Source organism: Allobosea sp. AAP35, from assembly GCF_001295925.1.
Classification (GTDB): Bacteria; Pseudomonadota; Alphaproteobacteria; order Rhizobiales; family Beijerinckiaceae; genus Allobosea.
Genome location: NZ_LJHQ01000001.1, coordinates 15502 through 36362, shown reverse-complemented (window position 1 = coordinate 36362; position 20861 = coordinate 15502). Strand labels below are relative to the sequence as shown.

General features: G+C 63.3%; 23 protein-coding genes and 1 tRNA gene. 8 read left to right on the top strand and 16 right to left on the bottom strand.

Translation table 11 applies throughout. The features are described 5' to 3' along the window. Positions 1–98: 98 nt before the first annotated feature. The 3 genes from IP69_RS00175 to IP69_RS00165 form a co-directional block, all read right to left on the bottom strand. The gene (locus IP69_RS00175) at positions 99–875 is read right to left on the bottom strand and encodes an ABC transporter ATP-binding protein (RefSeq protein WP_054140789.1); all 777 of its coding nucleotides are present in this window, start codon (positions 873–875) and stop codon (positions 99–101) included. Continuing rightward, a complete protein-coding gene (locus IP69_RS00170) occupies positions 851–1603 on the bottom strand; it encodes an ABC transporter permease (protein WP_054140788.1) in 753 nt (250 codons plus the stop codon). Before IP69_RS00170 ends, IP69_RS00175 begins: the two co-directional genes overlap by 25 nt. Before the next feature lie 162 nt (positions 1604–1765). After that, positions 1766–2791, bottom strand: a complete 1026-nt coding sequence (locus IP69_RS00165; RefSeq protein ID WP_054140787.1) for an ABC transporter substrate-binding protein — start codon at positions 2789–2791, stop codon at positions 1766–1768. 161 nt (positions 2792–2952) lie between these two features. Here IP69_RS00165 and IP69_RS00160 point away from each other — a divergent pair, with 161 nt between their 5' ends. After that, the gene (locus IP69_RS00160) at positions 2953–3420 is read left to right on the top strand and encodes an Lrp/AsnC family transcriptional regulator (RefSeq protein WP_054140786.1); all 468 of its coding nucleotides are present in this window, start codon (positions 2953–2955) and stop codon (positions 3418–3420) included. 233 nt (positions 3421–3653) lie between these two features. On the opposite strand, the gene IP69_RS00155 is transcribed toward IP69_RS00160, so the two are convergent. From IP69_RS00155 to IP69_RS00140, 4 genes are all read right to left on the bottom strand, one after another. Then, positions 3654–3833 carry a hypothetical protein gene (locus IP69_RS00155; protein ID WP_054140785.1) on the bottom strand — a complete coding sequence of 60 codons (180 nt, stop codon included), beginning with the start codon at positions 3831–3833 and terminating at the stop codon, positions 3654–3656. Between the two features lie 134 nt (positions 3834–3967). Beyond that, on the bottom strand, positions 3968–4897 hold the full coding sequence (gene ppk2, locus IP69_RS00150; protein WP_054140784.1) for a polyphosphate kinase 2: 930 nt from the start codon (positions 4895–4897) through the stop codon (positions 3968–3970). Positions 4898–5273: 376 nt separating this feature from the next. Then, positions 5274–5350, bottom strand: a tRNA-Arg gene (locus tag IP69_RS00145). 251 nt (positions 5351–5601) lie between these two features. Beyond that, on the bottom strand, positions 5602–6543 hold the full coding sequence (locus tag IP69_RS00140; RefSeq protein WP_054140783.1) for a hypothetical protein: 942 nt from the start codon (positions 6541–6543) through the stop codon (positions 5602–5604). A gap of 1312 nt (positions 6544–7855) precedes the next feature. On the opposite strand from IP69_RS00140, the gene IP69_RS22230 reads away from it, so the two are divergent. The 3 genes from IP69_RS22230 to IP69_RS00125 all read left to right on the top strand — a co-directional run bounded on the left by IP69_RS22230 (position 7856) and on the right by IP69_RS00125 (position 10448). Further along, the gene (locus tag IP69_RS22230) at positions 7856–8077 is read left to right on the top strand and encodes a hypothetical protein (protein WP_248306647.1); all 222 of its coding nucleotides are present in this window, start codon (positions 7856–7858) and stop codon (positions 8075–8077) included. Positions 8078–8285: 208 nt separating this feature from the next. Next, positions 8286–9317, top strand: a complete 1032-nt coding sequence (locus tag IP69_RS00130) for an alpha/beta fold hydrolase (protein WP_054140781.1) — start codon at positions 8286–8288, stop codon at positions 9315–9317. 624 nt (positions 9318–9941) lie between these two features. After that, complete coding sequence (locus IP69_RS00125; RefSeq protein WP_054140780.1) at positions 9942–10448, top strand: hypothetical protein; 507 nt, start codon at positions 9942–9944, stop codon at positions 10446–10448. A 159-nt stretch (positions 10449–10607) separates the two neighbouring features. On the opposite strand, the gene IP69_RS00120 is transcribed toward IP69_RS00125, so the two are convergent. Both IP69_RS00120 and IP69_RS00115 read right to left on the bottom strand, forming a co-directional pair. Beyond that, positions 10608–11138: a hypothetical protein gene (locus IP69_RS00120; protein WP_054140779.1), complete on the bottom strand. Its 531-nt coding sequence runs from the start codon at positions 11136–11138 to the stop codon at positions 10608–10610. A 314-nt stretch (positions 11139–11452) separates the two neighbouring features. Then, positions 11453–11821 (bottom strand): hypothetical protein, encoded by a 369-nt coding sequence (locus IP69_RS00115; protein WP_156323212.1) that lies wholly within the window; start codon positions 11819–11821, stop codon positions 11453–11455. A 191-nt stretch (positions 11822–12012) separates the two neighbouring features. Here IP69_RS00115 and IP69_RS00110 point away from each other — a divergent pair, with 191 nt between their 5' ends. Continuing rightward, the gene (locus IP69_RS00110; RefSeq protein WP_054140777.1) at positions 12013–12435 is read left to right on the top strand and encodes a hypothetical protein; all 423 of its coding nucleotides are present in this window, start codon (positions 12013–12015) and stop codon (positions 12433–12435) included. A gap of 132 nt (positions 12436–12567) precedes the next feature. Here IP69_RS00110 and IP69_RS00105 read toward each other — a convergent pair whose 3' ends face one another. From IP69_RS00105 to IP69_RS21645, 4 genes are all read right to left on the bottom strand, one after another. Continuing rightward, positions 12568–13563 carry a site-specific integrase gene (locus IP69_RS00105; RefSeq protein WP_054140776.1) on the bottom strand — a complete coding sequence of 332 codons (996 nt, stop codon included), beginning with the start codon at positions 13561–13563 and terminating at the stop codon, positions 12568–12570. A gap of 267 nt (positions 13564–13830) precedes the next feature. Further along, positions 13831–15177 (bottom strand): MFS transporter, encoded by a 1347-nt coding sequence (locus IP69_RS00100; protein WP_054140775.1) that lies wholly within the window; start codon positions 15175–15177, stop codon positions 13831–13833. Positions 15178–15188: 11 nt separating this feature from the next. Then, complete coding sequence (locus IP69_RS00095; protein WP_054140774.1) at positions 15189–15464, bottom strand: metal-sensing transcriptional repressor; 276 nt, start codon at positions 15462–15464, stop codon at positions 15189–15191. Between the two features lie 57 nt (positions 15465–15521). Next, positions 15522–15884, bottom strand: coding sequence for a hypothetical protein (locus IP69_RS21645; protein ID WP_156323211.1), 363 nt, complete (start codon positions 15882–15884; stop codon positions 15522–15524). Positions 15885–16097: 213 nt separating this feature from the next. Here IP69_RS21645 and IP69_RS00085 point away from each other — a divergent pair, with 213 nt between their 5' ends. Together IP69_RS00085 and IP69_RS00080 are read left to right on the top strand one after the other, a co-directional pair. Continuing rightward, positions 16098–16733, top strand: coding sequence for a HupE/UreJ family protein (locus tag IP69_RS00085; RefSeq protein WP_248306649.1), 636 nt, complete (start codon positions 16098–16100; stop codon positions 16731–16733). 18 nt (positions 16734–16751) lie between these two features. Next, complete coding sequence (locus IP69_RS00080; protein ID WP_054140772.1) at positions 16752–17441, top strand: hypothetical protein; 690 nt, start codon at positions 16752–16754, stop codon at positions 17439–17441. Between the two features lie 365 nt (positions 17442–17806). Here the strand turns inward: IP69_RS00080 and IP69_RS00075 are convergent, their stop codons facing one another. Both IP69_RS00075 and IP69_RS00070 read right to left on the bottom strand, forming a co-directional pair. Next, positions 17807–18223 carry a hypothetical protein gene (locus IP69_RS00075; RefSeq protein ID WP_054140771.1) on the bottom strand — a complete coding sequence of 139 codons (417 nt, stop codon included), beginning with the start codon at positions 18221–18223 and terminating at the stop codon, positions 17807–17809. Between the two features lie 121 nt (positions 18224–18344). Next, complete coding sequence (locus IP69_RS00070; RefSeq protein WP_054140812.1) at positions 18345–19004, bottom strand: class I SAM-dependent methyltransferase; 660 nt, start codon at positions 19002–19004, stop codon at positions 18345–18347. Between the two features lie 83 nt (positions 19005–19087). Between IP69_RS00070 and IP69_RS00065 the strand changes: the two genes are divergently transcribed. Next, the gene (locus tag IP69_RS00065; RefSeq protein ID WP_082358678.1) at positions 19088–20038 is read left to right on the top strand and encodes a LysR family transcriptional regulator; all 951 of its coding nucleotides are present in this window, start codon (positions 19088–19090) and stop codon (positions 20036–20038) included. Positions 20039–20055: 17 nt separating this feature from the next. On the opposite strand, the gene IP69_RS00060 is transcribed toward IP69_RS00065, so the two are convergent. Beyond that, the gene (locus tag IP69_RS00060; protein WP_054140770.1) at positions 20056–20790 is read right to left on the bottom strand and encodes an SOS response-associated peptidase family protein; all 735 of its coding nucleotides are present in this window, start codon (positions 20788–20790) and stop codon (positions 20056–20058) included. Positions 20791–20861: the final 71 nt, after the last annotated feature.

Below are 20861 nucleotides of genomic sequence, written 5' to 3'. Positions count from 1 at the left end.
GTCGTTGCGAGGCGCGTCAGCGACGAAGCAATCCAGAGGCGGCAGAGCTCTACGGCGCCTGGATTGCGTCGCTACGCTCGCAATGACTGAACTCGCCCTCAAATCGCCGCGCCGTCGCTCACCGTATCGGCACCCAGCCCAAGCCGGATCGCGCGCACGATGTCGGCTTCCGCCGCCCCGCCGCGCTTGCGCGGATGGCCTTCGGTGATCTTGTGTTCGGCGATGATCTGGCCCGGCGCGCCCGACAGGATCACCACCCGGTCGGCGAGATAGGCCGCCTCGTCGATGTCGTGGGTCACGAACAGTACCGTCTTGCCCGTGCGCTGCCAGACGCGGATCAACTCGTCCTGCAGGCTCTCGCGTGTCAGCGCATCCAGCGCCGAGAACGGCTCGTCCATCAGCAGGATCTCGGGCTCGACCGCGAGCGCGCGCGCAAGCGAAACGCGCTGCCGCTGCCCGCCCGAAAGTTGATGCGGCCAGCGCTGCGCGAGGGCGCCGAGGCCGACAAGATCGAGCGTCTCCTGCGCCTTGGCCAGCCGCTGGGCCCGGGGCTTCTGCCTCTCCAGCCCGAAGGCGACATTGGAGACGACCTTGCGCCAGGGCAGAAGCCGCGAATCCTGGAAGACCAGCGCCACGGGGCGGCGCGTCGCGTCGCTGGCATGGATTTCGACCTCGCCGGCGCTGGGCTTCGCCAGCCCGGCGATGACCCGCAGCAGCGTCGATTTGCCGACGCCTGATGGGCCTACGATGGCCAGGAATTCGCCGCGTGCGACCGAGAGATCGAGCTTTCGCAGCACCTCTGTGGCTTCGCCGTCGCGGGTGAAGGTCAGCGACAGGCCGTTTATGTCGATCACGCTTTCCAACGCAGCACCCATTTCTGAAAGGCGACGAACAGGGTGTCGAGGAACCCGTAAAGACCGGCCATGGTGAGCATGTAGACGACGACGATGTCGGTCGCGAGCAGGCTGGACGCCTGCATCATGCGCTGGCCGACGCCGGCAACGCCGAAAATCTCGGCGGCGACCACCGCCATCCAGGCCTGGCCCAGTGCGGTTCGGACACCGACGAGGATGCCAGGCATCGCGGCCGGCAGCAGGATCTTGGTCAGCCGCTGCCAGGCCGAGGTGAAGCCGAAGGCATCCGCCACCTCGATCAGATCGCGATCGACGCCCCGGATCGCCCCTTGCGCCGCAAAGAACACGATCCAGAACACGCCAATGGCGATGATGAAGACAGCCGCCGACGGGTTCACGCCGAACCAGATGATCGCGAAGGGCACCCAGGCCAGGCCCGGAATCGGCCGCAGCAGCCGCACGACCCAGGCGGTTGCCTCTTCCGCCGTGCGCGACATGCCGACGAGCACGCCCAGGCCCACGCCCAGCACCGAGCCGGTGATCAGCCCGGTGAAATAATGCCCGAGCGAGCCCAGGATCGCCGACAGCCAGGCGCCGGAGCGCATTTCCGACAGAAACGCTTTCGGCAACGCGCTCGGCCCCGGCAGGAAGGCGGGATTGACGAAGCCGAGGAACGGAATCGCCTCCCACAGCAGCAGGAAGGCGACGAGGCCGATGAAGGCAAGGGCGGGGGCCCGGAGGGTTTGCAAGGGTAGACCTCTATGACCTCAGAAAAACACCGCCGTCATTCCGGACGCAGCGAAGCGGAGCTCCGGCATCCATCGTAAGGCACGGCTCTATGATGGATGCCGGATCGGCGCCGCTGTCGCGGCTTGTCCGGAATGAAGGCGCGCTTCAATGCGGCAAGCAGATCACCCGCCCGCCTTCGCCGCCTTCTCAAAGAACTGCGTCTCGAACAGCCCGTCGAAGGGCAGTTCCTTCTCCAGCGAGCCGAGCTTGACCTGATAGGCCTGCATGGCGCGCGACGGCTCGATGATCTTGCGCGGATCGATCTCGAAGGTCGAGGCCGGCGAGACCAGCGCCTTTCGGATCAGGGCCGGGTCGACGATGCCCTTGCCGAGCGCGGCGCCGATATGGGGCGCCGCCTTGTCGGGATCCTTGCCGATCAGCGCTGCGGCGCGCACGAGGCTGTCGACCAGCTTCTGCACGGCTTGCGGGTTCTTGGTGACGAAGGCGCCGGAACCCGCGACGACCGTGCCGGGCTGGCCGGGGAACAGCTCCTGCCCGCCGGCGATCAGCCTGATGCCGGGGTTGCGGGTCTGGACGATGGTCAGCGCCGGCTCGCGCACGATGCCGCCCTCGACAGCGCCGGCCAGCACCGCCTGCTGGGTCGCATCGATGCCCATCGAGATCACCTCGACATCGGCCTTGTCGGCCTTGGCGACCTCCCAGAGCCAGTATTGCAGCACGGTGTTGGGCACCGAACCGGCGGGCTGCGTCGCCAGACGCGCCGCCTTGCCGGTGGCTGCCCTGTGCGCCTTGAAGGCGGCGGCCGGCGCGGTGCCCGGCGTGAAGAACTTCGCCAGGGCCGGCGCTGCCACAAAGACGTTCTCGGCAATGGCGGTGGCGGCGACGACGCGGACATCGACGCCGCGCGAGCGCGCCACCGCCAGCGGCGCGATGCCGGCGACATAGAAGTCGATCGTGCCCGAGGCGAAGGCCTGGATCATGTTGGGCCCGGATTCGAAGACGGTGAAGGTCGCGGCGATGCCGGCCTCCTTCAGCCAGCCCTCGCCCTGGGCGACGAAGATCGGCGCCGTGCCGATGATCGGGATGTAGCCGATCCGCGCCGCGACCGGGGTCTGGGCGAGAGCCGGCGCGAAGGGGGCGGCGGCGAGCAGGCCGGTGCCGGCGAGCAGGAACTGGCGGCGATCCATGGGGCGAAATCCTTGTCCACGACGACGCCGAGAACGGCGCTCTTGACAGTGGGAGAAAAGGATTTTCTACGGGATTACAAGGCATGCCGCCCAAAAAGAAGAATATTTTTGAAGGGGTGCCATACCTAGTTGAACATTCTCTCTGACGCGGAGTTTCCAGCATGGACGCGATCGACCGGAAAATCCTGACCGAGCTGCAAGGCGACGCGGACATCTCGATCGCGGAACTGGCCGATCGAGTCGGGCTCTCGCAGACGCCCTGCTGGAAGCGCATCCAGAAGCTGGAACAGACCGGCGTCATCCTCAAGCGCGTCGCGCTGGTCGCGCCCGACAAGATCGGCCTGGGGCTGACGGTCTTCGTGCAGATCGAGACGGCGGATCATTCCGGGCCCTGGCTGGAGAAGTTCGCGCAGATGGTCGCCGCCATGCCCGAGGTCATGGAGTTCTACCGCATGGCCGGCGATGTCGATTACATGCTGCGCGTCGTCGTCGCCGACATGGCGGCCTATGACCTGTTCTACAAAAGGTTGATCGAGACGATCCCGCTCAAGAACGTCACATCCCGCTTCGCCATGGAGCGGATCAAGTCGACGACGGCCTATCGCGTGCCGGATGCGCCCAAGCCGTGAGAAGCCGGATCCGACCCGGGCTTGGCCGCGATCGGCGGCTCGCGGGGATGACCACCGGCGCGCGCAAGGGAAGGACATGATCGCGGTGGCGCGGAAAGACGCGTCCGCCAGGGACGCTGTCCTGGCCGTGGTCCACGTGCCCCTGATCTGGCGAATTCGAGCGCTCGGAAACGCTGCCGCCCCTGCCCTGACGAAACCGACGGGTGGGAAGCCGCTGAGCCCGCGCGAGACTGCTAGCGCAGCTTGGCGATCCCGATTCCGTCGAGCTTGGCGCGGTCCTTGATCGATTCCTCGCTGCGGGTCATCGCCTTCGAGATCGCCTTCAGAGCCATGCCCTTCTTGGCGAGCAGCTTGAGCTTCTCGAGTTCCTCATAGGTCCAGGGCTGGCGATGGCGTTCGAAGCGTTCCGTCACAGATCTCTCCTGCTCGGCGCGGTCGGCGCGCCGGTCAGGGCCTTTTTATCGCGTCGAAGCCGGCAGCGCCATCACCTGCAGCGCGATCGCCTGCCGCGCCGAATCAAGGCAGCGCGCCGCCAGCCCCCTGGAGGTCAGGCGCTCTCGTCTGGCGCGCTGCCTGGATACAGATCCGGGACGTGGAGCTCCGGCGGCACCGCCTGGCGGGCGTAGTCGGGATGGCGGACCCGCTCGGGCAGGACGATGTCCTGCTTGGGCACGTCCTCATAGGGAATCTGGCTGAGCAGATGGGCAATGCAGTTCAGCCGCGCCTTCTTCTTGTCGACCGCCTGAACCACCCACCAGGGCGCATAGTCGGTATGGGTGCGGTCGAACATTTCCTCCTTGGCGCGGGTGTAATCCTCCCAGTGGATCCGGCTTTCCATGTCCATGGGCGACAGCTTCCACTGCTTCAGCGGATCGGCGATGCGCATCTGGAAGCGGAACTCCTGCTCCTCGTCGGTGATCGAGAACCAGTACTTGATCAGGATGATGCCGGAGCGCACGAGCATGTGCTCGAATTCGGGCACCGAGCGGAAGAACTCCTCGAGTTCTTCGGGCGAGCAGAAGCCCATGACGCGCTCGACGCCGGAGCGGTTGTACCAGCTGCGATCAAACAGCACCATTTCGCCGGCTGTGGGCAAATGCGGGACATAGCGCTGGAAATACCACTGGTGCTTTTCGCGCTCGGTCGGCGCCGGCAGCGCCACGACGCGGCAGACCCGGGGGTTGAGGCGTTGCGTCACGCGCTTGATCGCGCCGCCCTTGCCGGCCGAATCGCGCCCCTCGAACAGCACGACGACCTTGAGCTTCTTGTACTGGATCCAGTCCTGCAGGCGCACGAGCTCATGCTGCAGCCGGAAGAGCTCGCGGAAATAGACCTTGCGGTCGAGCGTGGATCCCGCCGGGCCACCGACGCCCTCGGCGACCAGTTCGTCGAGCCGATCCTCCTCGAGCTGCATCTCCAGCTCTTCATCGAAGCTATCGGCGATCTCGGCCTTGATGCGGTCCAGATCCATGGTCATCGCGGATGTTCTTTCTTGAAGAGTGGCGGGTCGATCGTTTTGGGTGGCAGAGGGGCAGTGGGACTCAGGTCATTTCTGGGCATTCGGGCAGGCGTCGCAGACACGACCGCGCGCCCAGAGCCGCAGCCAGGTTCGCGCGAGGCGATCGCAATCCTGTCGATGACTTTGGTGACGGTGGGATGAAGCCGCTTCGAACCGGGCGATGGACGCGCCGCTTCGAGACCGACAGAATCGCATGCCAATGAGCATCATTGCTCATTTGGCCCGGCTCTCACGATCGATTGTGGGGGCTGCTCACGCGAACGCAGATCGACGCGGCTCGCGGACGGAGGGACAGCGTGGGCTGAGCCCGGCCGGATCGTCGATGGAGCAGGAATGGCGCGCCCGACACGATTCGAACGTGTGACCTCTGCCTTCGGAGGGCAGCGCTCTATCCAGCTGAGCTACGGGCGCAATCCGTGCAAGGGCAATAGCCGATCACGGCGCGCGGGGCAACGATGGATTTGGGGGTGGGCTCCGCCGGACGGGGCATCGATCACAGTTTCGAATCGTGTCGGGCGCGCCGCGAGTGTGGCGCACTCTGAAAACCTAACCGGCGATCGCCGACGACCACCCTCAGCTACACGACGTCATGGGACATGACCTTCTGGCAGCGGAAGGAGTGGGGTTCTTCCCTGTCCCGTCCCCATCCAAGATTGCGATGTTCACAGCAGCTTGCCGTTCGAGCATCTCCGCTGAATGAATGTTGCGATCCAAGGTTCACATAGCTTGTCAACTTCAGGCACGAACATGTCTCTCGGATCGGCCGACATCATCGCCCGCATCACGAACTGCGAGTCCACCTTCATTTCGTCCACATAGGCAGCAATCAGCTTGTAAATGTCGTCATCGCGGGGAACGGCTTTCCCGTCGATGCTGACCTGATGAAAGCCAAGGCGAGCGTCAGAGGCCCATAGCGTTCTAGACGTGCCGCCCATGAAGACGAGCGGACACGCAGAAAAGCAGTTGTCATACAATTCTGTTTCCAGCCCCCTTTGGCGTATTAAATGACCGGCTCGGATAGCGTTCAAGACATTCCCGCCGCCGCTTCCTAGGGTCACTGTTGTGATGCCCGGATTGGTGTCGAGCGCCTTCTTCAGTGACTCATAGAAGTTGTTTTCGACCGGGCCTCTGACCAACAGCTTGTTGCCTTGTCGCTGGAAGCTGATCGACGCGTCTTTCGCGCCGACCCACTCGCTATTTGCGATCTTCTCCCAGCCGACGCAGTTCACATTCCAAAAATAGACGCGCCGCTCGTGTGTCTCTTTCAGAGCCGATTCTGCGGCCGCAACCCAACTATATAGCGAGATCGACATAACCAGCGCGTCATGAGGATCGGGGTTAGTGCGTGGATCAAGGATGTCCATCTTTTCGAGGTGTTGAATGGCTTTCTCTTTGCCAACCATTCGCCCGAGGATGGCGCACTCGTGCCGCCGCTGATCCCAACCCGCATACATCGTCCCGGCGTGAGAGGTCCCTTTGGAATACGCATACCTCTCTAGGCTCTTCGCCTTGCGTTCGGTTACGACGATTGCTTTCTGCCAGTCGACCGCTGATGCCTTGTTGGCGAAGACGAGACACAAGCTCAGAAATAGCGCGCGAAGCATCTGGTCTCCGGTTCATCGAGCTCAGGTTGAAAAGGACAGATATTAGCCGAGGTCGGCATCTGAAACGATATCCGATTCTGCCTTCAGCGAGTTTGCGGCCGTCTGCGTCGAGATCATTTCGAGGCCCTAGTGTCCGCCGCTGGGCGCCGGCGAAGCCCCCCAGGGTCCGGCTGCCGCCGCGCTCGCATGCCATCAGCGCCGACGTTCGCTCGGGTGTGATCGCACCCGAAGAAACGACCCGGCTGGAGGATCTCGCGCTGGTCTGTGCGAACTGCCATCGCATGTTGCACCGACGGAAGGCGCTGTTGAGCGTCGAGGATCTGCGCGACCTTGTTGCGATCAGCATTCCTGGCTGACCATCGGGGCAATACGACCCCATCAAATTCGATCGGTGCAATCCATGGAGCGTTAGCGTCCGACCTCTATTATGGCGAGCATGACGGCTGTCAGGTTCAGAACCCGCTATCGAAGACGTGCGCTTGATCCTCGGCTCGTCCGCAGGGCCATTGCAGCGGCGACTGGTCTGGCCGGTCTCTGCGCCGCAGCGTGGGTCTATCGCGAGCCACTTCAGGCAGCGGTATCACCAAGCTGTCAGATCCGCGCGAATATCAGCGCCAAAACCGGCGATCGCATCTATCACGTCCCGGGTCAGCGCTATCATTCCGAGGTGGTCGTGCATTGGTGGCGCGGCGAGCGATGGTTCTGCAGCGAGACGGAAGCCATGCAGGCCGGCTGGCGACGCGCTCGGATCTGACGACCTGCTTCGAACCCCACTCGATTATCAATCGGCAGGGTGCTCGCGTCGATCAGCCGAAGCAAGCACTCGCTTCGGAGCCGGACCAGCCTGGCGGTTCGATGCATCACAGGAAGCTCAGGGAGAGTCACTGGGCGGGGCCCACTGATGCGGAGCATCCAACTGCATTGCCGGCGCCAACGCAGCCTGTAAGCGCCTGGTCGCGCTTTGCGCGCTGCGCGGCTACCGCTCACAACCGTGCTGGCGCGATGGCTATAATGCCCCGTAACCGGGTCATTGAGGCTTGCTCAGTAGCTGCTGACAGCACCTGACGCGCGAGGCGAAGCGATGACATCCGCACGGAGGACACCGGGAGTGTTCCGCTTAGCCGACATCAGGGCCGGCAGCTGGACGGGGGAGCTGTCCCGAACGCCCACTGTTCATTTTGGTCAGACGGTTCAGCCAGGGCCGCCGCCGCAGTCGGTCGAAATTTCATATTTCATCGCCCCTGCGACACTTCTCGCGCCAGACAAAAGAATTCGATGGCCTGGAGTTGTCATGTGCTGGGCTCCAACGCCCATGAAAACGGAGTCCCCCGATGCCGGCGTTATGTTCGGCTCGGAAGCCGAACCAATATCGATCCTTCATCTCTCCCTCGAGGTCACCCGACCGCAGTTTTCAGATATGCTGCGTTTCCTCGAAGCAGGGCGATTCAAGGAGTTCTACTTCACGATCGAAGATGGCTCAGAAGGCTCCTGGCCAATCCATAGCTGGGGCATGACAAGCGAAATTCGCTTCTGATCCGCTGAGCGAAGCCGAGGTTGATCGGATCATTACCTCTCGTTTCAAAGCGCCGCAGGATACGCAGGGAGAGTCACCGAGATAGGTCCGCATATGCAGAGCTGACATACTGCATCGCCAACGCCAACGCTGCCAGCGAGCGTCTGGTCGCATTCAGCGCGCTTCGCATCTAACGGTATCAAACAGCTCACAGACCGAAGGCGCGCTCATGATCGAGACCACAGATTACGCCATCTTCGACGCTGGCGACGTCCAGCTCACATCGGGTCAGGTCTTCCGCTCGATGAAGCTGGCTTACAAAACCTATGGCAGGCTCAACGCTGCACGCGACAACGTCATCGTCTATCCGACCTCGTTCAGTGCGCAGCATGTCGACACCGAGTGGCTGATCGGTCCGGACGGGGTGCTCGACCCCGAGCGCTATTTCATCGTCATCCCGAACCTGTTCGGCAACGGCCTCTCGTCATCGCCATCGAACTCGCCGGATGTATTGAGCGATGGTCGTTATCCGCTCGTGAGCTACCACGACGCGATTGCGGTTCAGCACCGGCTGCTGGTCGAGCATCTGCAGGTCAAGCAGATTGCGCTCGTCTATGGCTGGTCGATGGGCGGCATGCAGGCCTACCACTGGGCCGCACTTCATCCCGACATGGTCGAGCGCGTTGCTGTCGTCTGCGGCAGCGCCAGATGCGCACCGTTCAACCGCGTTTTCCTGGAGGGGGTGAAGGCTGCGCTCCAGGCTGACCCGGCGTTCCAGAACGGCAGGTTCGTGACGCAGCCCACGGCCGGCATGCGAGCGATGGGGAGGGTCTATGCCGGCTGGGCCTTGTCGCATGCGTTCTATCGCGAAGAAGCCTGGAGGGGGCTGGGCTTCGATGCGCTGGAGGATTTCTTGACGCGATCCTGGGATGGCGCATTCGCGAGGCGAGCCGGCGACGATCTGCTCGCCCAGATCGCGACCTGGCAGAATGGCGACGTCAGCGCTTGCGCTCGATTCGACGGCGATCTGTCCAAGGCACTGGCTGCGATCACGGCCAGGGTGCTGTTGATGCCGGGAGCGACCGACAGCTACTTCCAGCCGAGCGACAACGCCAGCGAAATGCCCCTGCTCGTCAACGCCCGCTCCGCCGAGCTATCGCCGATCCCCTCGATCTATGGGCACCGAGCCGGCAATCCGATCCATATCCCTGCTGACCGCGCTTTCCTGCGCGACAAGATACAGAAGCTTCTCGCGATGTGACGCCTGCGGTGGTCAGCGGCTCGGGTCTGCGCTGCACCGATTGAGCGCCGTTAGCGACCATCCGCAGATCGACAGCCCAGGCGCGAGAAAATCCGAGACGAGCCCCACACACGAAGCTGGCCGCTCTCAAAGCTATTCGTTGGGTCGGTCATGTATCCGCGGCGTCGATACGGCAGATAACGTCAGTTATCCGACCGTCCCAGCGGCGATCGATCGATGCGCGTATGCAACAGCGACTTTTTATTTCGAAAGAGCCTGCTGGACGCAACTTCGAAAGTTGCGGAAAGCTGCATTTTTAATTTTCGGCAACCATTCGGCAACTTAGAGCAAACTAACAACCAACCTACTATGGCCGAAATGTGGCGGGTGTCGGACCTGTATGGTGTTGGTCTTCTGCAAGGGCAGCTGTGCAGCGAGAGGCAGATCGGTGCTCGCAAAGTGCATGCATATACCGGTGGTGGGTAGATCAATCTACCAAGGCGGCCACATTGTCGTCAGACACCTACGACTCTGCCGTCCGATGCGGTCAGTTCAAGCAGGCGAGCTCTTGCAGCGCGTGCGGGCGGTCGCCTGCGCAAAGCGGCACCCATTGACGCGACGCTGCTCAGAGGCCACCCCAGTGCGATGGCGCGACCAAAGCACGACAACGTATTCTATCTGGGGCTGCTCAAGAAGCGACAGCCGGCCATCTTCGCACGATATGAAGCCGGGGAGTTCGCCAGCGCCGCTGCTGCATTGTTCGCAGGTGGGGTCAGAACCACGCCGAAGCCAATCAACGCCCTGGCGCGCGCATGGAAGAACGCGAGTGCGGCGGATCGCGACGCCTTCCTGTCTTCGATTGGCGCGACGGTCGGTCTCAAAGCGGGGACCATAGTCGTAGCTGAGGGGCCGACGACTGCGGAGCCGATTGCCAATCATGATAGGACGCTGACACCACTAACCATCGCACGCATCAAAAGGCTTTATCCTGCGGAATCCTTACCGTGCAGGGTGATCATGCCAGCAATGGGCTTTGGTCGTTTAGATGCCAGCCTAGTCAAAGCCATCAGGCATGGGTCGCGCATCAAGCCGGATATGATCGACGCACTGGCAATTTGGCTTCCAGCCGAAGAGGCGCGGCGACGTTCGTGATAGGCCTCATAGGAGGGCCGTGAGCGGGCGCTGCTGTCGCGGGCGGCGATTGTAGCGGCGGTAGCTGTCGCGGCCGTCTGCGAGGCTCCTGGGCGGCTGCAGCGGTCCCGGCACCGCAGCAGTGCGTGTAACCGGAGGCGCTGTCGAATGTCGAGCTTTTCACATTTCCAGTTCGGCCAAGATCTCATCGATCTCAGTTTGATCTAAGACTGCGGTCAGATCGCACTCGCCGTCAGTTTTCAGTTTACGGTCTCTTGCTCGTTGAGCCGCCTTGCGTTCGTTAGCCTTGGCGCGTTGATATGCGGCCAGCTCCTCTGCCGACATGGCTGACAGGTCAGTGTAGGTTCGCACGCTTTCCTTGGTGACGCCTCGCAGCTCTCGCTGGCGATCTCGGTTCGCCACCCGCTTGTTTGCCTCGGCCCCGCGATATCCTGTCTTGCTGGTATCGCGATTGTAAGGCCGGACCGTTCTGCCCATGGCCTCACACTCCTTGCGATACTTCAGCCGGCCCTGAGCTCGAAAGACCTCCCCTACCAGCTCATAGGCCTTTTCGGCGTGTCGAACCTTCTTGGCGCGCCAAGCGGCCGCCAGTTTCCGGAACTCGACAGCAAAGACCGCATTCGCGGTATCCCGGTCGATCAGTGCGCCAGCGGTGATCTCGCATTCCGGAGCAGCCCAAATTTCGCTCATCAAATCCTCCTGTTTCCGTCTCCGTTGGGGTTATAGCGAAAACAGAGCGAACACCGAGGTTGGTCACGTTTCCTGTCCATTCCAGCTGTTCTTTCTTTCTCTTTCAGCAAGACACTAAATAACTACTATAAAGGGGAAAGGACACAAAACGTGACACGTTGTGGGATGAATGGCTTCCGGTTTACGCTCTGCCTCGTCCGGAATGCGATTGAAAGGTCCGGCGAAACAGCACGCGGATCCAACCCAGTGTGCCGCCGAATTGGGTAGATGAATCTACACGTCCGGCTCACTGGTCGCCCCTGCCTGCGTGAGTGCTACCTGCAGCTGCTTTCGCCCATCAGCTCCTCGACCGGCATGAAGAATGTCGCCATGCCGGTGATGGTAACCCTGCCATTCTCGATGTAGAGGATGGCTGCATATGAGTTCCACTGATTGAACTCCGGCTTTCGACGCAGCGACACGATCGCTCCGCACACACGACCGGTCTCCGTCGCGACCCTGGGGATTTTAAGCGTCTCGATCGTGAGCAGATGATCGTCTGCGTTCGAAATCCGATCGCGGGCCGCTCTGTTCACGAGCACCTGGACATCGAGCCGTGTCGTCTCCTCGGCTTGGGCGCTGGCATAAACGAGAGAAGCGAGCGCGACCGCTGCACAGAGCGGGTTGATGATCTTGCGGGTCATGGTCGTCTCCTGATGCCGAGACATGCCTTTCTATCGAGAACCGGCGCGGTAGCGAGCGACGGCCGGCTGATTGTGGTGGGGTTATCGCTGTCACGCGGTGCGCCGATGAACGGCGGTCGCCATCGACGCCGCTGCACCGATCTGCGTAGCTGGCGACCGCATTCAGCGAGACGTAGCCTTCGGAATTCTTCATGACACGGCAATTTTTTGCAGCAGCCCTCATCTCGATTGGGCTCTGCGCATGCGCAGCGCCCTCACCCAGCGGCGAGCCGCGCGCGATGTTCAGCCTGCCGGTCACCGGTCAATTTGGCTCCGTCCCGGCCGCCGGCCAGGCGACGGCTTACAGCGACGGCGTCGGCAAGTTCTGGGTCCAGACGCCGGGCGGTGCTCGCTGCTCCGGCGAGTATCAGGTCCGCGATCCGAGCCCCGCCCTGGTCGTCCCTGGCAAGTGCACGAACGGCAAGAGCGGCCAGATCGTGATCACGAGGACAGCGAACCTCATGTCCGGGTCAGCGATCGTTCGTCTCAGCGACGGCACGCGTGGCCAGTTCGTGTTCGGCGATCTCACCTACGGTCAGACGTTCGGCGCAGGTGGCTCAGCCCAGGTCAGGTGACGACCAGGTCTCGGTGTGAGGGGTAGACGAATCTACCGCCCGGCACGTCCCAGGATAGATGGCGCCCGCGCTTGGAACCCAGGCGGCATCCTACTGGCGCTAGCTCCGTCAACCTGGGACTTCGTCTTTTTCTTACCCGAGACGAGAAACAAGGTCCGACGCGCGCAAGTGGGTGTAGCGCGACAACATGCGAAGCTCCTTGTGACCCGAAATCGTTCCGACTTCGATCACGTTCAATCCGCGCTCGAACAATCGCGAAACGGCTTCGTGTCTCAAATCGTGAAAATGAAGACCGGTGATTGCAGCGCGACCGCACAGATGGCCCCACGCTTGCACGACTGCGCTCTGCGACGTGGGTAGCGGGCGACCCGACGTTGGCGCTCCCTGACTCTCTCTGAGTCGCTGGAGCACCATCGTAGCGCGGGAGGACAGGGGCACGTCGCGGCTCGACCCATTCTTCGTAAGCGGGAGGTGCGCGACCCTGCTCTCAAGGTTGATGTGAGCCCAATCGAGTGACAGCAGCTCGCCCCGGCGCATGCCGGTTTCGATCGCCAGGATGATCAAGTCGCGCATCACCTCGTTGCGACCGCTGTCAGCTGCATCCAGAAGTCGCTGTTCTTCGTCGGTTACAAGTCGGCGATTGCGACCCTTGGGAGCAGGGGGACGTCTCACGAGCTTGCAGGGGTTCTTGTGGAGATGGATGCCCCAATCGCGCATCGCGGTGTCGATCGCGTGCGACAGCGAGTTCAGCTCCTTCGTGACCGTCGAAGGCGCGACCGTCTTCAAGCGGTCGTCGCGATAGGTGGCGAGGTCCGACGTCGAGAGCAGGCTCAACGTCCGGTGACAGATCGGGCGACGCATAAGCGCTTTGATGCGACAGATCTCGGTCGCGGCGCTCCGCTTGCGGGGTGAAACCTCGATGACGTATCGCGCGAGGATTTCGCGGAGCGTGGTCGATTCAGCGACCCGTGTGTCTGGCATCGAGCCGCAGCGATCGAGTTCTGATTCAAGCGAACGGGCCCACTTCTCGGCGTCGGTCTTCTGGTCGAAGCTCTTGGCGGGCGGGGCCATGCCACGCCGACGCACTTGCGCCTGCCAGCGGCCTCTGAGCTTTCTGATGGTCGCCATTGCGGTCTCGCCTCGATCCTCTAAGCACTAGAGGACGCCGGCAGTGGCCCGCCAAGGAGGTTTCCGGAGGCGGCACAGGAAATCCCGGAGCCGATGTGGCGCGATTGTGCCGCGGCACTCACGGCGCACGGTCAGCGAGAGAGCACCTCCAGCAGGATCAATGACTTCCGAGCGTCGGCGAGCGGATCTCAACTGCCTTCGGACGGCAATGCTCTCGCCAAGGTGGGGCTCGGGGGGGGCTGACAATTATACGAACGGCACCGGCCACTACCGGTGCTGATCGTCAATGATGATGGGATGGGCATGGTCGCCAGCCGCACCGGCGATATGGGGATGATCGACGGGCAGGTTGTCATGGCGGTGGGCGAGATTACCAGTCTCGTCTGACGGCCAGACACGCGCGGCTATCGTCACCGAAGCGAACGTCAGCAGCGCGAAGACGCCGAAGGTCAGGGACACCGGCAGAGCCGCCCCGAGCCATCCGGCCAGCGGGTAGGTGATCAGCCAGCAAGCATGGGAGAGCGCGAACTGGGCGGCGAAGACGGCCGGCTTGTCCTCGGCATGGGCCGAGCGCCGCAGCAGGCGGCCCGAGGGCGTCTGCACAGCCGAGTAGCCAAGCCCGAGCAGCAGCCAGATCATGAGCAATCCGGGCCATAGCGCAACGTCGGCAGCATTGGTCGAGGTCGAGACATCGATGCCGGCGACAGCGAAGAGAAGCGCGGCGGCCATCATCAGCACGCCGCCGAGGAAGAGGGCCGCGGTGAACATCACACGCCGGTCCGGCAGCCGCTCCAGCAGGCGCGGCAGGGCCAGCGCGGCGATCATCGAACCGCCGCCGAAGCAGGCCAGCGCCAGCGCGACCTGGCCGTCGCCCAACCCAAGGCGGCCCTTCACGAAGACCACCGTGTTGACGATCACCATCGCGCCGCCGGCAGCCGCGGCCATGTTGAGCGCGAGCAGGCCGCGAAGTCGCGGCGTCGCGAGATAAATCCGCATGCCGCGTGTCGTCCTGTCGTAGATGCCGCCCGACCGCGCGACGGCCGGCGACGCCGGCAGCGTCACCGAGAGAACGAGCGCGGCCGAGACGAGGAAGCCCACGACCGTGCCGGTGAACAGCCAGTGATAGCTGATCAGGGTCAGCAGCGCGGCTGCCAGCATCGGGCTGACCAGGCTCTCCAGATCATAGGCCAGCCGCGAGAGCGAGAGCGCCTTGGTGTAGTCGTTCTCATCGGGCAATACGTCGGGGATGGTCGCCTGGAAGGTCGGTGTGAAGGCGGCCGAGGCAGACTGCAACAGGAAGATCAGAACGTAGATCTGCCAAATCTCGCTGACGAACGGGAGCAGAAGCGCGATCGCCGCCCGAACCAGATCCATCGCGATCAGAAAGGCCTTCCGCGGCAACTGAGCTGCAAACGCCCCGACGACCGGCGCGACGGCGACGTAGGCGATCATCTTGATCGCGAGCGCCGTGCCAAGCACGGTGCCCGCCCTGTCCCCGGCGAGGTTGAACGCGAGCAATCCGAGCGCGACCGTCAACAGCCCCGTGCCCAGCAGCGCGATGATCTGCGCGAGGAAGAGCCGGCCATAGGTTTGGTTTGCGAGGACGGCGAGCATGGGCTGCTCCTTCAGAGGAACTTCGCGATCGCCTTGAAGTCGTCGATGGGCTGGCGGCGCTCGGGCGACACGTCACCGACGACATGGTCGAGGCAGTGATCGAGATGGTCCTGGATCAGGGTGCGCTTGGCCTGGACGATGGCGCTCTCGACCGCCTGCAGCTGCGTCGCGATGTCGAAGCAGGGGCTTCCGCCTTCGATCATCGCCACGACCTTGGCGAGATGCCCGCCGGCGCGCTTGAGGCGTTTGGCGATGGCGGGATGGCTGGCATGGATGTGATCGCTCATGCCTTCACATAACCCCCCAGGGGGGATGTTGGGAAGCTCTCGACTTGACCGGCCTCGTCAAACTTCCGTTAAGATTTCGGTTCCTATCTGTTCATTATGCTGCGCCGCCGCATCAAAGCCCTGTCCTGCCTCGTCATCGCCTTCGCGATGGCGCTCGGCATGACCTTGTCGGTGGCGCATGTCTCGGCCGGCCACAATGCCCACGCCATCGCGCAGGCCGAAGCCGTGCGGCACGCAGAACTCGCTGCCGAGATCGCGGAGCATGGGCATGCCCATGACGAAGGCGAGCCGGATGAGCGCCTTCCCGGCCATGTCCACGGGCACAATACCGCCGATCACGTCCACGAGACGGCGACGATCGTCGCGCTGGTCCAGCTCGGCATGCCTCGCTTCGTGCGGACCGCGATCCGGCACGAGCACCAACGCTCCGCCTCGGGGCGGCCTAGCGGCCTGGAACGCCCGCCGCGGTCCGACGTCGCCTGAACCCGCCGCCGCGCTTGCGGCAGCCTTCAACGACGCATCATCGGATCTCTTATGAAACCACCTTCCACAGGAGGAGGGCGTCTGCTGCGACATGCAGCCTCGCGCTTGCTCCTGCCCCTCGCACTCGCCTTCGTGCTGCTTCTAAAGGGCATGGACGTCGCGCTCGCCCACGCCGTCGCCGAGGGCGACAAGGGCTATATCAAGGAGATCACGGGGGTGCACCTGCTCCCGTTTATCTATCTCGGCGCCAAGCACATGGTCACGGGCTATGACCACATCCTGTTCCTGTTCGGGGTGATCTTCTTCCTCTACCGGGCCAAGCACATCGCGATCTATGTCAGCCTGTTCGCGCTTGGCCATTCGACGACGATGCTGCTCGGCGTGTATTTTAACGTCGGGGTCAACAGCTACCTCATCGACGCCATCATCGGCCTGTCGGTCGCCTACAAGGCGCTCGACAACATGGGGGCCTTCCAGCGCTGGCTCGGCTATCAGCCCAACACCAAGGCGGCGACGCTGATCTTTGGCCTGTTCCACGGCTTCGGTCTCTCGACCAAGATCCTGGAATACGAGATCTCGCCGGACGGGCTGATCCCCAATTTGCTCGCCTTCAATGTCGGCGTCGAGCTCGGCCAGCTCACGGCGCTCGGAATGATCCTGATCGCGATGGGCTTCTGGCGCCGCACCGCAGGGTTCTGGCGCCACGCCTACACCGCCAATGTCTGGATGCTCACCGCCGGCTTCGTGCTCGTCGGCTACCAACTCACCGGCTATTTCGTTTCCTAAAATCAAGGACCTCTTCTCATGTATAACACCGACATCCCGACCCGCGCCGAGCTGCCGACCAACGCCCAGCTCCTGCGCTCCACCGCCATCGCCGCCGTCTCCGCGGTCGCGATCCTCGTGACCATCGTCCTGCCGGCCGAATACGCCATCGACCCGACCGGAATCGGCCGCATGCTCCAGCTCACCGAGATGGGCGAGATCAAGACCCAGCTCGCCGCCGAGGCGGAAGCCGACCGGATCATGGACAGCCGCCCCGCGCCGGCGCAGCCCGTGCCGGCATTGCCCGCCCCGGACCAGCGTTCGAGCCTGATCGGCACCGTCCTTGCCGGCCTGTTCGTCTCGCCGGCCCATGCCGGCGAGCGGGTCATTCTCGCTCAGGCCGCCCCCTCGCGCACGGACGAGACCGTGATCACGCTCAAACCGACCGAGGGGGTCGAATACAAGCTGACGATGAAGGCTGGAGCCAAGGTCAACTTCGCCTGGACCGCAAAGGACGGCGTCGTGAACTACGACATGCACGGCACGCCAGGCGCCGGCGGCAAGGAGAAGAGCTACAAGGCCGGGCGTGGCTCGGCCGGCGAGCAGGGCGTCCTCACTGCCGAGTTCGACGGCTCGCATGGCTGGTTCTGGCGCAATCGCGGCAAGCAGGACGTGGTCATCACGCTGAAGACCACAGGCGCTTATGGTGAGATCAAGCGCATGATGTGATCGCATCCCGACCTTGTGCAGCCGAAGCTTGGCTTCGGTTGCACAACCATAAAGCGGGGTGTGGGTGTGGCGCGGTCGTGCCGAACCGAGTTGTGACCGCGTTTCCAGCGCCAATTTCACCACAAGCTATTATGAATGTAGGAGAATTCTGGGGCCGCTTTCGGCGCAAACCCAGCTTCGGAGGGCAGCGCTCTATCCAGCTGAGCTACGGGCGCAATCCGTGCAAGGGCAATAGCCGATCACGGCTCGCGGGGCAACGATGGATTTGCGTTGAGGAAAGGCCCAAGGCGGCAGGGGGCACACGTTCGAAGCGTGTCGGGCGCGCCGCGGGTGTGGCGGGTTTGCCCTCGTCGGGTCTCACACCATCAGTCCCTTGCAGCGGAGATGACCCTGCACAGAGAGCCGCGGACGGTCGCAGCATCGGCCAGCTGGCCCGCCTGGATCATGAAGACCGCATCGACCCGTGTGCCCTTGCCCGCCTTGCGCGCCGAAACGCGAAGGGTCTGGGGACGGCCGGACCCCGAGGTTTCCTGAAAAGCCGTCAGCGCTCCCGCGGAACGGTCGACGCTGACGCGAATGAAGCCTTCGGCCAGCATCGCGCTCCGCAGGTTGTCAATCGCCCTCCCTTGGTCGACCCCGGCGAACGTCTGGGACGTGCGAAAATTCAGCGCGGTGAGCATCGGTGTGCCTTCGACACGGAAACTGCTTTCGCAGGCCTGGGCCAGGATGGGTGCGGAGCTCAAACACACAATCAGTGTCGTCGCTGATAGCATGGTCTTCATTGGGGCCGGTCCTCGTCGGTCGTCATGAACAGGGTTCGAAATCACGTTTGGTGCGACGGCGTCGCTGGCTTGCTGCGGCAGACGACAGCGCGAACGCCAGAGCGAGTGGATCGGGCAGCGCTCATGGGTCCACCTTCCGTGCGGCCATGAAGACGCGAAAATCCGTGCGGCCCGACCCATGGCGGGCCCGATCGATGATCGAGAAGCCGCCGGCGGTCAGTTCGCTCGCCAGCTCATCTGCGGTGAAGAACGACAAGGACGGCGCCTTGCCGATGAGCCTCATCAGAGGAATGGCGAGGCGAATGACGGCGTTCATCTCTGACAGGCAGGGGGTTTTGGTGATGAACAGGCCGCCTGGCTTCAAAGCCCGCCCAATGGACTGAAACAAGCGCGGCCGGTCCTTGATCAGGTGCAGGAGATTGAAGGCCAGCACCGCGTCAAACGGCGGGTCCGGCCAGGGCGGGCTGCGTCCGTCCGTGACTACGAACGTTGCGTTCGGGCATACCGCCGCGGCCTTGCGCTCGTTGGCGATGGCGATCATCCCGCTCGCGATGTCCGTCCCGGTGATATGACCGATCGAGGGCGCAAGCCTCAGGGCCGTTTGGCCGGTTCCGCAGCCGAGCTCCAGAACCCGATCCGCGGCGCCGACGAGATCCCTCGTCGCGGACAGGGTGCGCTCATATCCGGCGAGATCTTTGATCACGCTGCGGGAATAAGTCCGCGCCGTCCGGTTCCAGAACACGGCATCGACATCGTCTTCGGACTCGCGTGAGGTCGGCATGCTGGGCTCCATCGGCCCCTCTCATCGCATGTGTCGCGATATTTGGATTTGCCGCATTCTGCAGATCAGATATTCAGGAGTGCATGAGCGGCATCGACTGGAATCTGGTTCGGGCCTTCCGCGCGACAGCCGAGGCCGGGTCACTGTCTGCGGCGTCGCGCAAGCTGGGTTTGAGTCAGCCGACCTTGTCGCGGCAGGTGGCCGCCCTCGAGGAGCAGCTGGCCGTGACCCTGTTCGAGCGGGTCGGCAAACGGCTTGTCTTGACGGCTGGTGGGGCGGGCCTGCTGGAGCATGCCCGCCAGATGGCTGCTGCGGCGGAGGCGCTCGCGCTCAGCGCCGCCGGCCAGGCATCCGACCTGTCGGGCCGCGTCAGCCTGTCGGTCACGGACGCGGTCGCGACGCATGTCATGCCCGGCATCGTCGAACGTCTGCGCCAGGAGGTGCCCCAGGTCACCATCGTCGTCATCGCGACCGATGCGCTCAGCGATCTCAGGCGACGCGAGGCCGACATCGCCATCCGCCATGTCCGCCCCACCGAGCCAGAATTGATCGGGCGTCTGATCGGCGAGCTGAATGCGCACCTGTATGCATCCGACGCCTGGATCGCGCAGCACGGCATGCCACGTGCCGTGTCGGACCTCAGCGACGCGACAATCCTGGCCTTTGATCCGGTCGAGCAATTTGTCAGCCATATGGAGCTTCAGGGGCTCTGGGTTGGGCCGGAGCAGTGCGCCGTCGTCTCAAACAGCGCGTCGGCGCTCTGGGCGATGACGCGTCGGGGGATCGGCGTCGGCGTCGTCCTCGACGTCGCGGCGGCGCGCATGCCGCAGCTGAGGGTGCTTTTGCCGGAGCTGTCGCGCGTTCCGGTGCCGCTCTGGCTGGTCACGCATCGCGAGGTGCAGAACAGCCGTCGCATCCGTTTGGTCTACGATATCCTCGCCGAGGAACTGCGCCGGTTGGTGGTGTCGGGTGCGGACCTGAGCCGTGGCCTGCAGGCGCGCGGAATTTCGTCTGGGTCATGCAGCGGACGCTAGCTGAGCCATGTGGTAGTTCAAAATGTGAGGGGCGCGCTGACATCCTGTTTAACGCCCCGCGTCACCTCGACCAGCGCACCATCTGGCAGCGCCCGCTGTAGGACCCTCGCCTGTTCCCAAGGCGCAGTCAGCCAGGTTTCGAGTTCGTCGGGCTCCGTCAGGATCACAGGCATCGCCTTGGGATGGACCTTGCCCACCTCTCGGTTGGGTTCGGTCGTAAGGAAGCCGAATAGGTCCGTCGTTTCGATGCCGTTCTTGATCTTACGGACGCCGGTCCATTGCGACGTCCAGATGCCAGCGAAAAAGGCGAGTGGCCGGTCCTTGCCGAAGGCGAACCAGACATCCTGCCGCGCGACTTGATCGAACTCGCTGAAGCTCGAGAATGGAACCAGGCACCGACTCTCGACGCCAAGCCAGCGTTTCCAATGGGAGCTTGCGGTGTTGCGGACGTTCGTCGTGCCGCTGTCCGGCTCCATCCGCAGGAGCAGATCGAAGTCGACCTCCTTGCCCTTGGCGCGAAGCTTGTCGGCACGTTTGGCCGCTGCGTCGAGCAAAGCCTTTTTTGATGACGGCATGCCCCAGCGCGTCATTGCCAGTGCCGCGACGCCATCGCCCTCATTGCGGATGATCGGAGCCGGATAGTCGGGGAAGATGCCTGGCAGTGGCGGCAGGTTCGTTTCCGGCGCCACAAACTTGGAGAAGAGGTTCCGCATCGCGTCCACGCTGCGGGTCATGCTGTAAAGATTGCACATATCAAGTAAACCTAAAAGTTATCCTGGCCCCCGAGACGAAATTTACCCCATCGCTGCTGTCGATATGATCA

Excerpts from the sequence above, each read along its gene's own strand:
- IP69_RS00095 (WP_054140774.1), bottom strand. The coding sequence starts at position 15,464 with ATGAGCGATCACATCCATGCCAGCCATCCCGCCATCGCCAAACGCCTC.
- IP69_RS00065 (WP_082358678.1), top strand. The coding sequence starts at position 19,088 with ATGAGCGGCATCGACTGGAATCTGGTTCGGGCCTTCCGCGCGACAGCC.
- IP69_RS00080 (WP_054140772.1), top strand. The coding sequence starts at position 16,752 with ATGTATAACACCGACATCCCGACCCGCGCCGAGCTGCCGACCAACGCC.
- IP69_RS00085 (WP_248306649.1), top strand. The coding sequence starts at position 16,098 with ATGGACGTCGCGCTCGCCCACGCCGTCGCCGAGGGCGACAAGGGCTAT.
- IP69_RS00110 (WP_054140777.1), top strand. The coding sequence starts at position 12,013 with ATGACACGGCAATTTTTTGCAGCAGCCCTCATCTCGATTGGGCTCTGC.
- IP69_RS00115 (WP_156323212.1), bottom strand. The coding sequence starts at position 11,821 with ATGACCCGCAAGATCATCAACCCGCTCTGTGCAGCGGTCGCGCTCGCT.
- IP69_RS00130 (WP_054140781.1), top strand. The coding sequence starts at position 8,286 with ATGATCGAGACCACAGATTACGCCATCTTCGACGCTGGCGACGTCCAG.
- IP69_RS00140 (WP_054140783.1), bottom strand. The coding sequence starts at position 6,543 with ATGCTTCGCGCGCTATTTCTGAGCTTGTGTCTCGTCTTCGCCAACAAG.
- IP69_RS00105 (WP_054140776.1), bottom strand. The coding sequence starts at position 13,563 with ATGGCGACCATCAGAAAGCTCAGAGGCCGCTGGCAGGCGCAAGTGCGT.
- IP69_RS00175 (WP_054140789.1), bottom strand. The coding sequence starts at position 875 with ATGGGTGCTGCGTTGGAAAGCGTGATCGACATAAACGGCCTGTCGCTG.
- IP69_RS00125 (WP_054140780.1), top strand. The coding sequence starts at position 9,942 with ATGGCGCGACCAAAGCACGACAACGTATTCTATCTGGGGCTGCTCAAG.
- IP69_RS00165 (WP_054140787.1), bottom strand. The coding sequence starts at position 2,791 with ATGGATCGCCGCCAGTTCCTGCTCGCCGGCACCGGCCTGCTCGCCGCC.
- IP69_RS00160 (WP_054140786.1), top strand. The coding sequence starts at position 2,953 with ATGGACGCGATCGACCGGAAAATCCTGACCGAGCTGCAAGGCGACGCG.
- IP69_RS00070 (WP_054140812.1), bottom strand. The coding sequence starts at position 19,004 with ATGCCGACCTCACGCGAGTCCGAAGACGATGTCGATGCCGTGTTCTGG.
- IP69_RS22230 (WP_248306647.1), top strand. The coding sequence starts at position 7,856 with ATGAAAACGGAGTCCCCCGATGCCGGCGTTATGTTCGGCTCGGAAGCC.
- ppk2 (WP_054140784.1), bottom strand. The coding sequence starts at position 4,897 with ATGACCATGGATCTGGACCGCATCAAGGCCGAGATCGCCGATAGCTTC.
- IP69_RS00120 (WP_054140779.1), bottom strand. The coding sequence starts at position 11,138 with ATGAGCGAAATTTGGGCTGCTCCGGAATGCGAGATCACCGCTGGCGCA.
- IP69_RS00100 (WP_054140775.1), bottom strand. The coding sequence starts at position 15,177 with ATGCTCGCCGTCCTCGCAAACCAAACCTATGGCCGGCTCTTCCTCGCG.
- IP69_RS00060 (WP_054140770.1), bottom strand. The coding sequence starts at position 20,790 with ATGTGCAATCTTTACAGCATGACCCGCAGCGTGGACGCGATGCGGAAC.
- IP69_RS00075 (WP_054140771.1), bottom strand. The coding sequence starts at position 18,223 with ATGAAGACCATGCTATCAGCGACGACACTGATTGTGTGTTTGAGCTCC.